This window comes from Sorangium sp. So ce131, from assembly GCF_051519095.1.
Taxonomy (GTDB): Bacteria; Myxococcota_A; Polyangia; order Polyangiales; family Polyangiaceae; genus Sorangium.
The window spans coordinates 5,809,175-5,822,933 of sequence record NZ_CP150455.1 but is presented as its reverse complement, the minus strand read 5'-3'; the positions used below and the strand labels follow the sequence as shown (position 1 = coordinate 5,822,933).

The following is a 13,759-nucleotide window of genomic DNA, read 5'->3' as shown; positions in this document are numbered from 1 at the left end:
CCTGTCGCCGGCGCGCCGCCGCCCCTCGGCGCCTTCACGGCGGCTCGACGTCCTTGCAGCAGCGGAATCCCAGGTGGTAGTTCGCGTGGCTGCCCTTGCTCATGATCCGCGTCCCGTGCCAGTCGGGCGCGCGCCACCGGCAGTCGTCCGCGTGCACCTCCATGGACGCGAACGCGAACCAGCTGCCCTTCATCTCGGTGAACCCGCGATCGCCGCTGCTCGCGAGCTCCTCGGGCAGGATCGGGATGCTCATGTGCTCGGCCGCGTTGCCGTGCAGGTCGAAGACGCCGAGGGGGCTCTGGCACGCGGGGAACGCGCCGGCCGGGTAGGTGTTGGAGCCGCAGCGGTCCCACCCGCCGCCCGGGCAGCCCGGCGTGCGGGAGCTCCCCGTGCCGCAGAGGGCGTGGTTCTTCTCGGGCCCGTAGCTCCACACCTTCTCGCGCAGGGCGTTGTGGTGCGCGCTCGCCTCGCCGCGCGGCCTCGCCCACTCGTACTCGACGTCGGGGTCCCGCAGGGCGCCGGCGCAGGCGCCCTCCCACTCGTGCGCGTCGCAGAGGCGTTTCCCGACGGCGCGGCAGAGGAGCGCCGCCTCGCGCGCGCGCACGTGCACCACCGGGTACTCGCAGGGCAGGTTCGGGAACTCGAGCTGATCGATGCAGACGCGGGCGCTCTCCGCGGTCTGCCCGCGCGAGGGGTCGAAGAGCGGCGCCATCCCCGGCGCGCCGCAGGCCGGCGCGCTCTGGGGCCGGAGGCCCGCGGCCGCGCGGATACGGCGGCACTCCGAGCGCGACATCGGGTGGCGCGTGACCGCGGGGTTGCCCTGGCCGAGCACGGGCGACGCCGCGAAGATCGCCTCGACCTGCCGCATCGCCTCGCCGGGGAGCTCGAGCTCGCGCCGCATCCGCGCGAACAGCCGGAGGCGCTGCTCCTCCAGCGTTGCAGGCGCGACGTCCTCGTCGTCCAGGGGGAGCGCCGCGCGCTCGGGCGGCGGCTCCGGCGGCGCCGTGGGCGCGCGTCCATGCGGCTCCGGCGCGCGCTCCGACATCGCAGCTGGCGCCCGCTCCGGCGGCGCGCCTCGGGCGAGCGGCCCGGCCTCGCGCGGGAGAGGCGCCGGCGAGAGCGCCCCGGTCCACGCGGCCACGGCGGCCCCGAGCGCGCCCGCGCCGGCCGCGCCCGCGGCGACGAGCGCCGCGATCGTCCGGCGCCCGCGCGCCGGCGCCGCGGATGCGCGCACGCCGCTCGAGAGCGCCGGCGGCGGATCGCTCGGCGCGGGCGGTCGCGGCGTGCTGGCCGGCTCTGGCGGCGTCTCGGGGCGGGACATGGGCGCGCGATCTCGCGCCTACTGCTACGTGGAGCGGCCGATTCAGGCAAATTTCAGGGCGCACGCGGCCGCCCGCTGGCCGTCGCGCGGCTTGACGGTCCTGCCCGGGGCACGGTCCAATGAGGCATGCTGCGAAGGGCGGCCCTGCGGTTCCTCTACCTGCTGCTCCTGCCGCTGCTCGTCCTCGTCGCGCTGGTCCTCACCGCGTTCGTGGTCGTCTCGCGCCTCGGGAGCGGCGGCCGCCTGTGGCGGCCGGAGACATGGAAGAAGCTCTCCTACGGGAGTCGTTATCTCCGCTCGTCGTTCCGGGGCAGGCTCGGAGAGGTCATCGACGTCATCGACGTGGTCCGCGATCTCTTGATCCCGCTGTTCCTCGTCCCGGCGACCGTCTGCGTCGCGGGCGGGCTGATCGTGCATTTCCTTAGGATCAGGGTCCCTCACTGGCTCTCTGCGTGGCTGGAGGGGTCGAGCGTCTCGTTCGTCGCGGCCTTGTTCCCCGCGGGCGGCAGGATCTCCTTCGGCGGCGGCGCCGGGCTGGTCCTCTTCGCGTGCGTCGCGCTCGCGGCGCTCGCCCTCGTCCTCTCGCTCTATGCCTGGCTCGCGTTCGCCCTGGGCGAGGCGATCCGCGTGATCATGCGGTATGGCGGCGCGGCCACGCTCTTCCCCGACCCCGGCGACGCGATCCCCGGCGGGCGGCTCGTGCTCTGCCAGCTCTCGGATCTCCACATCACGGCGGGCGGCCGCGAGCCGTACGAGATCGAGGAGGCCTCGTCCGCGTGGCCCGAGGGCGCCCCGCGCCCCGACACCGCCGAGCTGACGGGCCGCCTACGCCGGCTCGTCGCCGAGATCGCCGCCATGAATCCGCCCCTCATCGCGCTGACGGGCGACATGACCGATCTCGGCGAGGAGGCGCAGTGGGACGAGCTCGAGGCGGCGCTCTCCGGCGTCCCGGGCTCGTCGCACGTGCTCATGGTGCCTGGCAACCACGATGTCGCGATCAACGTCGGCACGTCGCCCGATCCGTACCTCAAGAAGTGGGCGGAGCGCGAGCAGCGCTTCATCGATGTGCTCACGCGGGTGGAGCGCGGCCCCTTCCAGCCCCCGCTTTACGTCCCCGCCCGCAAGCGGGCGCGCCGGCGGCTGCGGGCGATCGCCGGCCTGTATCCGAGGCGGCTCCAGCTCGACGGCGGCATCCGCGTCTTCGGGCTCAACTCCAACCGGTACCGGTCGCGGTTCGTGGGGTCGAACGCGATCGGGCAGATCGGCGGCGCGCAGCTCCGGCGCTTAGCCCGCGCGCTCAAGCGGGGATCCGGTCCGGTGATCGTGCTCCTGCACCACCACGTGGCGCGCCTCGCGGGGCCGATCTCGCTGAACGACACGTTCATGATCGCGATGGATGGCCCGCGCCTGCTCGAGATGCTGGCGGCGTACCAGCAGAAGGACCCGAAGAAGAACAGCGCGCTCGTGCTCCACGGGCACAAGCACCTCGCGTTCTTCGGCCATTACCGCTCGAAGAGCGGCGGCCGCGTCAGCGTCTATGCGCACCCCTCGTCAACGCTCGGCCACGAGACGGACGGCCACCTCGACGGCGTGGCGCGGTTCGCCGCGATCCGGCTGACCGAGGACGGGATCTGGCGCGTCGAGACGCACCCGCTCAGGCCGGCGCGCGCGGCGGTCGAGGCGGCGCAGGCGGCCGCCGAGGCGGCGGTGCCTTGAGCCGCGGCGTCGTCGCACGGCCGCAACAACCAGCGCTGGCGGACGGCGACTCATCCCGGCGACCAGAACATCTTCCAGCTCGTGAACAAGCAGGACGGGCGCTGCCTCGACGTGAAGGACCACAACTGCTCTCCTGGAGCCAGGTCCAGGTCTGGTCGTGCAACTGGAACTAGAATAAGATCTGGCGCTTCTAAGCCAGGGCCCGCCATGGCGTGCCTGGAACATCGACGGTGTAACCGTGCATCGCGCCGTCCGCAGTCGCTAGGAGAAGATCGTGGCGTATCGCCTGACAGAGTAGCATCCGGTCGAACGGGTCGCGGTGAAGCGGAGGCAGCTTCGCGAGGTACGCCACGCTCGCCTCATCGATGGAGAGGCTTTCGATGTGGTGGCGCTGGCGCTGTGCTGGGATGTATCTCTCCGGCGGCTCGGGAAGCGGCAGCTTGCCGAGCTGATGCTTCACCATCGTCCCAGACCGATACCACGCTAAGATACACATCGTTCTCTGTATCACGGATGCCCTCACGCATCGCCTCGGACAGCCGAGCATCACCGGTAATAAACCAGAGAAAAACGTGAGTATCCAGTAAGATCTTCATCTGCCCTCGAACGAGTCGAGCAGATCCTCAGGCAGCGCAGCATCGAAGTCCTCAGGGACAGTGAATTCGCCGGCGCAGAGACCAGAGGGGCGGGCTCCGCGAGCCGGGGCGGCGATGGGCCTGATCTCGGCCACCGGCTGATTCGATTCAAGGACGACCAGGGTCTCTCCCGCCGCGACGCGGCGCAAGTACCCGCGAAGGTCTTGTTGGATTTCCTCGATGCTGATTGTCGTCATCACGCGCTCGTTCCAGACAGGCGGATGTTCCAGGTTTCCTTGCCGCGGGTACGCGCAGCATACCACGCCGGCCGCTTGGACGAAGCAAGCGATGTGCCCGTCCGCCGGGGTGAAACCCCCCGTAACGACGAGTCGTGGCCCGCAGTTGCCCGCGCCGAGTACCACGTCCTCCGGCATGGCAAAGCAACCAATGTGCCCGTCCGCCTCCACGACGTCCCCCGCCCCGGCCTCTTCCGCCGCAACGGTATCTTGACACCCTGCGGCATTCCCGCCCACCATGCCCCGGTGACACCCCGCCCGCCGAAGTCCCCCGCGGCCCCCGCTGTCCCCCTCCCCTCCGCCACCTCCACCCCTTCCGCCCTCGCCGCCGCCGCCGCGCTCTCCCTGCTCGCAGCGGCGGCCCTCGGCTGTTCCAAGGGCACGGCCCCCTCCTCGGACCAGCCCGCCGCCTCCGGCGCGGCGCCCTCGGGCAGCGGCGCTCCCGCCGAGGCCGCCCCCACCGAGGCCTACAAGGTCGGCATGATCCTCGTCGGCCCCTACAACGACAAGGGGTGGAACCAGGCCCATTACGACGGCATCCGGGCGGTCCTCTCGAAGATGCCGGACGTCAACTTCGAGTACGTCGACAAGGTGAACCCGGCCGACCGCCCCAACGTGAAGGGCTCCCAAGTCGCGGACGACCTCATCTCCCGCGGCGCGAAGTTCGTCGTCTACAACTCCGACGATTACAAGGACGACGCCCTCGAGACCGCGCGCAAGCACCCGGAGGTCACCGTCATCCACGTCTCCGGCGACTACGCCTGGAAGGACGGCAAGAACCACAAGCCCCAGCCCAACCTGGGCAACATCATGGGACGCATCGAGACCGCCAAGCACATCTCGGGGTGCGCCGCGGCGCTCGGCACCGAGACGGGCAAGATCGGGTATCTCGGCCCCCTCGTGAACGACGAGACGCGACGGCTCGTCACCTCGGCGTACCTCGGCGCCAAGCACTGCTGGGAGACGTACCGCAAGCGCAAGCCCGAAGAGCTCACGTTCAAGGTCACGTGGATCGGCTTCTGGTTCAACATCCCGGGCGTCACCCTCGACGCCACCAAGGTGGCCGACGACTTCTACGGCAGCGGCTTCGACGTGCTGCTCACCGGGCTCGACACGCCCGAGGCCGCGATCCAGGCCAAGAAGGCGGCCGCGGCCGGCAAGAAGGTCAAGTACGTCCACTATGACCACAAGGCCGGCTGCGACCTCGCGCCGGACATCTGCCTCGGCGTCGCCTACTACAACTGGACCCCGCTCTACCGCGAAGCCATCGAGAAGGCGCGCGCGGGCAAGTACACGAGCGAGTTCGTCTGGGCGGCGCCCGACCTCAAGGATCTCAACGGCGAGGCGTCGGTCATCGGCTTCCTGCCCGGCCCCGCGCTCGGCGAGCAGAAGGCGCAGCTCGACGCCTTCATCCAGGCGCTCGCCGGCGGGCTCGACCTCTTCAAGGGCCCGCTCAAGTACCAGGACGGCGCCGACTTCCTCAAGGACGGCGAGCCCGCGACGCCCCAGCAGATCTGGTATCTGCCGCAGCTCGTCCAGGGGATCACCGGGCCGAGCAAGTAGCCGCCCGCCGGCGGTGCCCCAATGCGGATCGAGCTCGAGCGCATCACGAAGCGGTTTGGCTCGGTCAGGGCCAGCGACGACGTGTCGCTCGTCGTCCAGGCGGGGGCCGTGCACGGGCTGCTGGGCGAGAACGGCGCCGGCAAGAGCACCCTGCTCCGCATCCTCGGCGGCTTCCTCCGCCCGGACGCGGGCCGCCTCCTCTTCGACGGCCGCCCTGTCGCGCTCGCCAGCCCGGCCGACGCCCTCGCGGCCGGCGTCGGCGTGCTCCACCAGGAGCCGCTCGACTTCCCCTCCCTCACCGTCCTGGAGAGCTTCCTCGTCGCCCGGCCCCGCCCCGCGGGCGTCTTCCTGCGGCGCCGCGCCGCGCGCGCGGAGCTGCTCGCGCTCGCGGCGCGCTTCGGCTTCTCGGTCGACCCGGACGAGCAGGTCGCCCGGCTCACCCTGGGGGAGCGCCAGCAGATCGAGCTCCTCCGGCTGCTGTCGCTCGGCGTGCGCGCGCTCCTGCTCGACGAGCCGACGACCGGCATCTCCGCCGCGCAGCAGGAGGCCCTCTTCGCCGCGCTGCGGCGGCTCAAGGACGACGGCAAGGCGGTCGTCCTCGTCTCGCACAAGCTCTCGGACGTCGAGGCGCTCTGCGACCGGGTGACGGTGCTGCGGCAGGGCAAGGTCGCCGGCGAGGCGGAGATGCCGGCCGGCGCCGAGCGCCTGGTCGCGCTGATGTTCGGCAAGGCGCTCGCGCCGCCGGAGCGCGCCCCGACCGTGGCCGAGGGCGCCGCGCTCGCGCTCGAGGACGTCGCGTTCAGCGATCACCGGCTCGACCTCCACCTCCCGCGCATCGCCGTCCGCCGCGGCGAGGTGCTCGGCCTCGCCGGCCTGGAGGGCAGCGGCCAGCGCCTCCTGCTCCGCCTCGCGGCGGGCCTCTTGCGGCCGCGGCGGGGCCGCGTCGCGATCGGCGGCGCCGACCTGACCGGCCGTCCCTACCGGGCCTTCCTGCGCGCCGGCGTGGGTTACCTGCCGGCGGACCGCGCCCGCGAGGGCCTGATCCCCGGCCTCACCCTCGAGGAGCACGTCGCCCTGCGCGCGCCGCGGCCCGGGCTGCTCCTCCACCCGCGCGAGAGCCGCCGCGCCGCCGAGCGCGCGATCGAGGCGTTCCGGATCCGCGGCCGCCCGGAGACGCGGGTCGAGCTGCTGTCCGGCGGCAACCAGCAGCGCACCCAGCTCTCGCTCCTCCCTGCGGACCTCCGCGTGCTCCTCCTGGAGCACCCGACGCGGGGCCTCGACATCGACTCCTCCCGGTGGGTCTGGGAGCAGCTCCTCGCGCGGTGCCAGGGCGGCACGGCCGTCGTCTTCGCGTCCTCCGAGCTCGACGAGCTCCTTCGGTACAGCGACCGCATCCTCGTCTTCAGCGGCGGCCGGATCTCGCGGCCGGTCCCGGTTGCCGAGCTCACCCTGGACGGGCTCGGCAGGATGATCGGCGGTGAGCTCGGCGAGCTCGAGGAGCGCGCGCCGGCCGCGGCGGCCCGGTCCTCGGCGGAGCTCCCCGGATGAGCCGTGTCCTCGCCCGCGCCGCCCCCGTCGCGCTCTCGCTCGCCCTCGTGGCGGCCCTCTGCGCCCTGCTCGGCGCCTCTCCGGCGGCGGTGGCGGCGGGCCTCTGGGACGGCGCGTTCGGCTCCGCCGACGCCGCCGCGCGGGTGCTCGCCACGCTCGCGCCGCTGCTCCTCTGCGGCAGCGGCCTGCTCTTCACGTTCCGCGCCGGCCTGTACCACCTCGGCGTCGAGGGCCAGCTCGTGGTCGGCGCCCTCTGCGCCACGGGCGCCGCGCGCGCGTCGTGGCCGCACCTCCCCGCGGGGATCGCGGTCGCCGCGTGCCTCGCGGCGGGCGCGCTCGGCGGCGTCGCCTGGGGCGCCCTCACGGGCCTCCTGCACACGCGCGCCCGCGTCAGCGAGATCTTCGCCGGCCTCGGCATGAACTTCGTCGCCCAGGGGGCGGTCCTCTACCTCGTCTTCGGCCCGTGGAAGCGCCCCGGCGTCGCCTCGATGGCGGGCACCGAGCCGCTCGACAGCGCGCTCTGGCTCTCGACCCTCGGCGGCACCGAGCTGAGCCCGGCCGCGCTCCTCCTCGCCGCGGCGGCGCTCGCCGCGACCGCGCTGGTGCTCGCGCGGACCCACTTCGGGCTCCGGCTGCGGGCGGTCGGCCTCAGCCCCCGGGCCGCGGAGGTGCTCGGCGTCCCGGCGGCCCGCGAGATGCTCGCCGCGTTCGCGCTCTCGGGCGCGCTGGCCGGCCTCGCCGGTGCCCTGCAGGTGCTCGGCACGTTCCACCGGCTCATCCCGAACGTCTCGAGCAACCTCGGCTTCCTGGCGCTGCTCGTCGTGATGCTCGCCGGCCGGCGCGCCGCGCTCCTCGCGCCCGTCGCCCTGTTCTTCAGCGCGCTCAACGTCGGCAGCCTGAAGCTCCCGATGACGCTCGGCCTGGAGTCCTCGCTCGCCGGCGTGCTCCAGGGCGTCCTCGTGCTGCTCGCGCTCCTCTCCCCCTGGCGACCGGCGGCCCCGCGCGCGCGCGCGGCGGCGGAGGACATCTCCTGATGGCCGACGGCGCCGAGCTCCTCTCCCTGCTCGCGACCGCGCTCGCCGCGTCGACGCCGCTCGTGTACGCCGCGGTCGGCGAGACGCTGACCGAGCGCGCCGGGGTGATCAACCTCGCGGCCGAGGGCGCGATGATGCTCGCCGCGATGGTGGGCTTCGCCGCCGCCTTCTCGACCGGCAGCGTGCTCGTTGGCTTCGCCGCCGCCGCCGCCACGGGGGCGCTCGTCGCGCTCGTCGTGGCGATCGGCGGCGTCCACCTGCGGCGGTCGCAGATCGCGGTCGGCTTCGTCCTGGCGATGCTCTGCGCGGATCTCTCGTCGGTGCTCGGCGGCCCCTTCGTGCGTGTCCCCGGGCCGACCGTCCCGGGGGCGTCGATCCCCGTGCTGCGCGACCTCCCGATCCTCGGCCCGCTCTTCTTCCAGAGCGACCCGCTGGTCTACGCGAGTTATGCCCTCGTCGCGGGCGTGTGGCTGTTCCTCTACCGCACGCGCGCGGGCCTCCTGCTCCGGGCGGTGGGCGAGCAGCCGGCGGCGGCGCACGCGCGCGGCGCGGACGTGGCGCGGGTGCGCACGGCGGCGACGCTCGTGGGCGGGGCGCTCGTGGGGATCGGCGGCGCCGCCTACTCGCTGGACTTCAAGGCGGGCTGGAGCCACCGCCACACGGCGGGTTACGGCTGGATCGCGCTGGCGATCGTGATCTTCGGGGGCTTCCACCCGGTGCGGGCGGCGCTCGGCGCGTACCTCTTCGGGGTGCTCTCGTCGCTGGCGAGCCTCGGTCAGAGCGCGCTGCCGTCGGTGCCGACGCAGGTCTTCAGCGTGGCGCCGTTCGCGCTGATGATCGTGGTCCTCGCGTTCACCTCGAGCGGCCTCCTCGAGCGGCTCGCCGCGCTCCTGCCCGGCGCGGCGCGGCGTCCGTTCCTGCGCGCGTTCGACGCGACGCCCCCCGCGTCCCTCGGCAAGCCGTATCCGGCGGTCGAGGGCCCGGGCGAGGCGGCGCGGGGCCCGGGACCGGGCGCGAGCGCGAGCCCGGGATCGGGCGCGAATCAGGGCGCGGGTCAGGGCGCGAAGTAGCAGACCTCGAGCCGGGGGCGGTGCTCCTGGATGTAGTGGTCGCTGGAGCGGTTCGACGTCCGCCCGATCGGGTCCGCCTCGAGGAGGATGCCGTAGTTCTTGGTGGTGCCGTCGACCCACGCCTGCACGAGCTCGGTGAGGTCGGCGGCCATGGCGTAATCGGCGACGAAGACGAGGTCCGTGAGGACGTCCTCGTCGTAGCTGCCGGCGAAGTTGCTCCAGTTCACGGTCGTCTCTTCCCACGGCGCGGTGGCGCGGTGGACGCGGACGACGTGCGGCTCCCCGAACGTGTAGGCGGTGACGCCGAACTCGGCCGACGTGACGGTGGCCCCGGCCGGGATGCTGTCGAGTCCGAACCAGAACAGCGCCTGTGCCCGGAAGCCGTGGGAGAGGCCGTAGGCGTTGTAGGGGATGTGGCCGTCGCTGTACCAGGGGAACGCCTCCCAGAGATCGGCGTCCGCGACCTCTCCGAAGGCGCCCCGCTGGATCGTGACGCACGTCTCCTCACCCGGGTCGCCAGGGTCGCCCGCGTCGCACGCGTCGCCGCGCCCGTTCCCGTCGCTGTCGCGCTGGTCGGTGTTCGGGGCGCTCGGGCAGTTGTCGCAGGCGTCGCCGAGGCCGTCGGCGTCGCTGTCGCGCTGGTCGGTGTTCGGGGCGCTCGGGCAGTTGTCGCAGGCGTCGCCGAGGCCGTCGGCGTCGCTGTCGCGCTGGTCGCGGTCCGCGGCGAGGGGGCAGACGTCGCAGGCGTCGCCGAGGCCGTCGGCGTCGCTGTCGCGCTGGTCCGGGTTGGGGGTGGCGCGGCAGGAGTCGACGGCGTCGCAGATCCCGTCGAGGTCGCGGTCCCCGGCCGGGCAGGGGTCGCACACGTCGCCGAGCCCGTCGCCGTCCTGATCGCGCTGGTCGGGGTTCGGGACGTCCGGGCAGACGTCGCACGAATCGCCGAGGCTGTCGCCGTCGTCGTCGGTCTGGTCCGGGTTGTAGGTCGCGGCGCAGTTGTCGGCGGCGTCGCAGACTCCATCGGTGTCCCGATCGCCGTCCGGGCAGGGGTCGCACACGTCGCCGAGGCCGTCGCCGTCCCGGTCGCGCTGATCCGGGTTGTTGAGGTCGGGGCAGTTGTCGCAGCGCGCGCCCAGGCCAGCCGGCACGCGGTCCCCGTCGTGGTTCCCGAGCGAGGTGGTCCAGCTGTCGTACCCGTCGCAGACGTCGCGATCGGCGCACGGCGTCGCGCTGGAGACCGCATCGAAGAGGCACGTGGACGACGCGCCTTCGTCGGAGGCGACCTCGAGGCGCACGAAGCCCACGGCGAGCGAGCTGCTGCCCTCGACGTCGACGCGGACCTCATTGCAGCGTCTGGGATCGTAGAGGGCGAGCACCTCGGGCTCGGTGAACTCCCGCTCGAGCGTCCGGTCGGTGCAGACGCAGCCGTTGGTGCTCTCGACGGTGTCGAGGTGGACCCCGTTCAGGTGCAGCGACAGCTGGCCGTCGCCGCAATCGGCGTGGTTGATGACGAACGTGATCGCGGTCGGCGCCCCGAACGCCGTCCCGGGGAGTGCCGCGAGCACGAGGAGGAGAATGGAAGCGCGGGCAGCGCTTGTATGGAGGAGGCGCATGGTTACCCTTATATGCTTCTTCTACCTAGTCTACAATGGGAGTTGCTGGATTTTTATGACCGGACAAGGCGGTGTCCTGGTCGAGCCGTACGCAGCGTGAGGGGCGGCTGTCGGGTAGTGAATGGCGGCGGCGACGTTGGTGGGTGGACGTCGCACGTGGCGGGGCCGAACGGACGGGGCATTGGTGGATGTCCGGGATGTATCGGGCCGGTAGCGGGGAATTGGTCGCGCCCGTCGCGGGCGATGTGTCGAGCCCGTCGCGCGGGGTCGAGCTCGTCGCGTGGGGAGGAGCGCGGTGATCCTGCGGTGGTCTGGAGACCGGCTGGGGGCCGGGATAGGAGGTGAGGATCGGGCGAGGGGCAACCTTCGTTCAGATACCGTCAGCCACCGTCAGTTACCGTCAGTTACCGACAAGGGGGGATGTGCTCATGAAACGAACCTTCACCGCCGTTGATCTTGTGCAGCTTCCGAAGCTGGACGTGTCGTCCGCGTAGGCGCTGGGCACCGAGGTGCTGACCGCCGCGCAGCGTGTCCTGGGCGACAGGGGTGCTGCCCGGAAGGTCCCCGAGGGGGTCCTCGAGGCGCACGAGGATCTGACGGCCGCGCTCGGGGCGTTGACCAAGGCGGCGGCGACGCGCCTGCCGTCCGTCCCTGCCGAGGACACGGCGCGCGAGAGGGCGGCCGATCTGGCGGTGGACGCCAGGTGGTCCGGACCAGGTCGGCGCGACCTGCGGGTCGGCTGGGGGGCGGTCTGGACCAGGTCGGCGCGACTTGCTGGTCGGCTGGGGCGGTCCGGACCTGGCGGGCTGGACCTGCAGGTGGGGGCTACCGTCCGATACGCGCGCGGATGGCCTCCCGTGTCTCCTTCGAGAGCGTATCTAGGTAGGCGTCGGAGAGCGCGCGAAGCACTTCGTCAGGCAAAGCCAGCAGCACCTGCTCGGGGGGGAGCCCAGCGACCCGCTGCTCGGGGGGTAGCCCAGCGACCCGCTGCTCGGGGGCGTAGGCCGACAGCACCTGCTCGGGGGGTAGCCCAGCGACCCGCTGCTCGGGGGGCAGCCCCGCCAGCCGCTGCTCGGGGGCGTAAGCCGACAGCACCTGCTCGGGCGGAAGGGTGGCCAAGAGCTTCCGGAGGACCTCGTCGAAACCTTCCAAGTCCTGAATCTCCATGGCTACCTCCTTGGCTCCAATCTGCTGCGACAGCCACCGGCGGGCCGCAAGTGTCAGGGCCTCGCTGTGTCCGAACAAGCGTAGCAGATCGTCGTCCTCTGCCTCCGCCACGGCGTCGACCTCGGCGACGATCAGCGCGAACGCGCCGCCCCTGAGCTGCCAGTAACCGTCGCCGAGGTCGTCCCAGGTGAGGCCGAGGTCCGCCACATCCGCGTCGAGCGACCTGGTGCGCGACGGGACCAGCAGCACGCCGCAGAGGTCGCCCCGCTGCGCGATGCGCTCGGCCTCTTCGGCGTAGTAGAGGTGCAGGTAGCTGAACAGCCGGTCCAGGTTGCGACGGCGGTAGGGCCGGCCGATGCTCTTGAGCTCGACGATCGCATCCTTGGGCAGCAGGTCCCACAGCCTCCGGAGCGTGCCGACCGGCTCGGTCGGCCCCTCGGTCTCGCGTCGCAACAGCAGGTAGTCCACCCGGAGCGGCTCGGTCGACAGAGGCACCTCGCGGCGCACCTCGAACCTGCGCGAACCGCGCTGGACGAGCAGCGCCGCGAACAGGACATGCCACGCCGTCCGGGTCGAGCCCATGAGGGGCATCTACCGGATCGGCCGGGCGGGGCCAATTATCCGACCCGTCAGCGCGTCGTCACCTGATGAGCCGCCGCGTAGTGGGTAGGCTCCCGGGGGCCGACGGCGCAGGTCATGGTGGACTCAAATTGCAAACTCCCGGTCCAGCCTGGCGATCAGGTCCCTCCGATCGATGCTGCGCCAAGCGGCGCGGGCAGCGTCGACGTGCAGGCGCTTCGTGGCAGAGTCCGGCGAGACGGCGGCGAGGAGGCGATGGGTCCAGCCGATCGAGTACGGCTGCGGGATGCGCTGATATAGGACGAGCGCCTCTTGGTAGCGAGCACGGGCAACGTCAGCATCGCTGTGGGCCTGCGCGATGTGCCCAAGGCTCTTGATGCAGTTGGCCTCGCCGAGCACAGCCCCCACCTGCCGGTAGAGCGGCAGCGCTTCCTGGTAGCGCGCGCTGGCCTCGTCGTGCTGCGAACGCTTCAGCGCGATGTGTCCGAGGCTCTTGATGCAGTTGGCTTCGCCGAGCACATCCCCCACCCGTCGGTAGAGCGGCAGCGCTTCCTGGTATCGCGCGCTGGCCTCGTCGTGCTGCGAACGCCTCAGCGCGATGTATCCAAGGCTCTTGATGCAGTTGGCCTCGCCGAGCACATCCCCCACCTGCCGGTAGAGCGGCAGCGCTTCTTGGTAGCGCGCGCTGGCCTCGTCGTGCTGCGAACGTCTCAGCGCGATGTGTCCAAGGCTCTTGATGCAGTTGGCTTCGCCGAGCACGGCCCCCACTTGACGAAAGAGCGGCAACGCTTCTTGGTAACGCGCTCTGGCCCCGTCGTGCTGCGAACGTCTCAGCGAGATGTCGCCGAGGCTCTTGATGCAGTTGGCCTCGCCGAGCACATCCCCCACCTGCCGGTAGAGCGGCAGCGCTTCTTGGTAGCGCGCTCTGGCTTCGTCGTGCCGCGAACGCGCCAGCGAGATGTCGCCGAGACTCTTGATACAGTTGGCCTCGCCGAGCGCAGCGCCCACGTGCCGGTAGAGCGGCAGCGCTTCTTGGTAGCGCGCTCTGGCCTCGTCGGGCTGCGAACGCGCTAGCGAGATGCGTCCAAGGTGCTCGGCGCACTGCGCCTGCGCCTCCGCCTCGGGCTCTCCCCCCGCGGTGACCCGCCCGTCGTGCCAGATCTCGATGAGACCCTGCCGCTCGCGCGGCTTCAGGTGGGCCTCGAGCTCCGCGCGCAGCGCCGCGTCTTCAGGAGCAGAAGAGATGAAGAGGCGAACCGGTTCCGGCATGCGTGTTCAGG

10 protein-coding genes and 1 pseudogene are annotated in these 13,759 nt (G+C 72.1%); 5 read left to right on the top strand and 6 right to left on the bottom strand.

Annotated features, from left to right (window positions below; all coding sequences use genetic code 11):
- Positions 1–34: 34 nt before the first annotated feature.
- Complete coding sequence (locus WMF43_RS21070; protein WP_437682735.1) at positions 35–1,321, bottom strand: SUMF1/EgtB/PvdO family nonheme iron enzyme; 1,287 nt, start codon at positions 1,319–1,321, stop codon at positions 35–37.
- 126 nt (positions 1,322–1,447) lie between these two features.
- Here WMF43_RS21070 and WMF43_RS21065 point away from each other — a divergent pair, with 126 nt between their 5' ends.
- Positions 1,448–3,037: a metallophosphoesterase family protein gene (locus tag WMF43_RS21065; RefSeq protein WP_437682734.1), complete on the top strand. Its 1,590-nt coding sequence runs from the start codon at positions 1,448–1,450 to the stop codon at positions 3,035–3,037.
- A gap of 190 nt (positions 3,038–3,227) precedes the next feature.
- Here WMF43_RS21065 and WMF43_RS21060 read toward each other — a convergent pair.
- A pseudogene (locus WMF43_RS21060) lies at positions 3,228–3,633 on the bottom strand (type II toxin-antitoxin system VapC family toxin).
- Entirely contained in the window at positions 3,630–3,869 is a 240-nt protein-coding gene (locus WMF43_RS21055) for a type II toxin-antitoxin system Phd/YefM family antitoxin (RefSeq protein WP_437682732.1), read from the bottom strand. The pseudogene WMF43_RS21060 and the gene WMF43_RS21055 overlap by 4 nt, the downstream one beginning before the upstream one ends.
- 285 nt (positions 3,870–4,154) lie before the next feature.
- On the opposite strand from WMF43_RS21055, the gene WMF43_RS21050 reads away from it, so the two are divergent.
- From WMF43_RS21050 to WMF43_RS21035, 4 genes are read left to right on the top strand one after another with little or no spacing between them, the layout of a single operon-like run.
- On the top strand, positions 4,155–5,471 hold the full coding sequence (locus tag WMF43_RS21050) for a BMP family lipoprotein (protein ID WP_437682730.1): 1,317 nt from the start codon (positions 4,155–4,157) through the stop codon (positions 5,469–5,471).
- Positions 5,472–5,492: 21 nt separating this feature from the next.
- Positions 5,493–7,019, top strand: a complete 1,527-nt coding sequence (locus tag WMF43_RS21045) for an ABC transporter ATP-binding protein (RefSeq protein ID WP_437682728.1) — start codon at positions 5,493–5,495, stop codon at positions 7,017–7,019.
- The gene (locus WMF43_RS21040) at positions 7,016–8,053 is read left to right on the top strand and encodes an ABC transporter permease (protein WP_437682726.1); all 1,038 of its coding nucleotides are present in this window, start codon (positions 7,016–7,018) and stop codon (positions 8,051–8,053) included. The genes WMF43_RS21045 and WMF43_RS21040 overlap by 4 nt, the downstream gene beginning before the upstream one ends.
- Positions 8,053–9,123 (top strand): ABC transporter permease, encoded by a 1,071-nt coding sequence (locus tag WMF43_RS21035; RefSeq protein WP_437682724.1) that lies wholly within the window; start codon positions 8,053–8,055, stop codon positions 9,121–9,123. The genes WMF43_RS21040 and WMF43_RS21035 overlap by 1 nt, the downstream gene beginning before the upstream one ends.
- Here the strand turns inward: WMF43_RS21035 and WMF43_RS21030 are convergent.
- From WMF43_RS21030 to WMF43_RS21020, 3 genes are all read right to left on the bottom strand, one after another.
- On the bottom strand, positions 9,108–10,733 hold the full coding sequence (locus WMF43_RS21030) for a thrombospondin type 3 repeat-containing protein (protein ID WP_437682722.1): 1,626 nt from the start codon (positions 10,731–10,733) through the stop codon (positions 9,108–9,110). The genes WMF43_RS21035 and WMF43_RS21030 overlap by 16 nt on opposite strands.
- A gap of 825 nt (positions 10,734–11,558) precedes the next feature.
- The gene (locus WMF43_RS21025) at positions 11,559–12,482 is read right to left on the bottom strand and encodes a hypothetical protein (protein WP_437682720.1); all 924 of its coding nucleotides are present in this window, start codon (positions 12,480–12,482) and stop codon (positions 11,559–11,561) included.
- 123 nt (positions 12,483–12,605) lie between these two features.
- The gene (locus WMF43_RS21020; RefSeq protein ID WP_437682718.1) at positions 12,606–13,748 is read right to left on the bottom strand and encodes a tetratricopeptide repeat protein; all 1,143 of its coding nucleotides are present in this window, start codon (positions 13,746–13,748) and stop codon (positions 12,606–12,608) included.
- Positions 13,749–13,759: the final 11 nt, after the last annotated feature.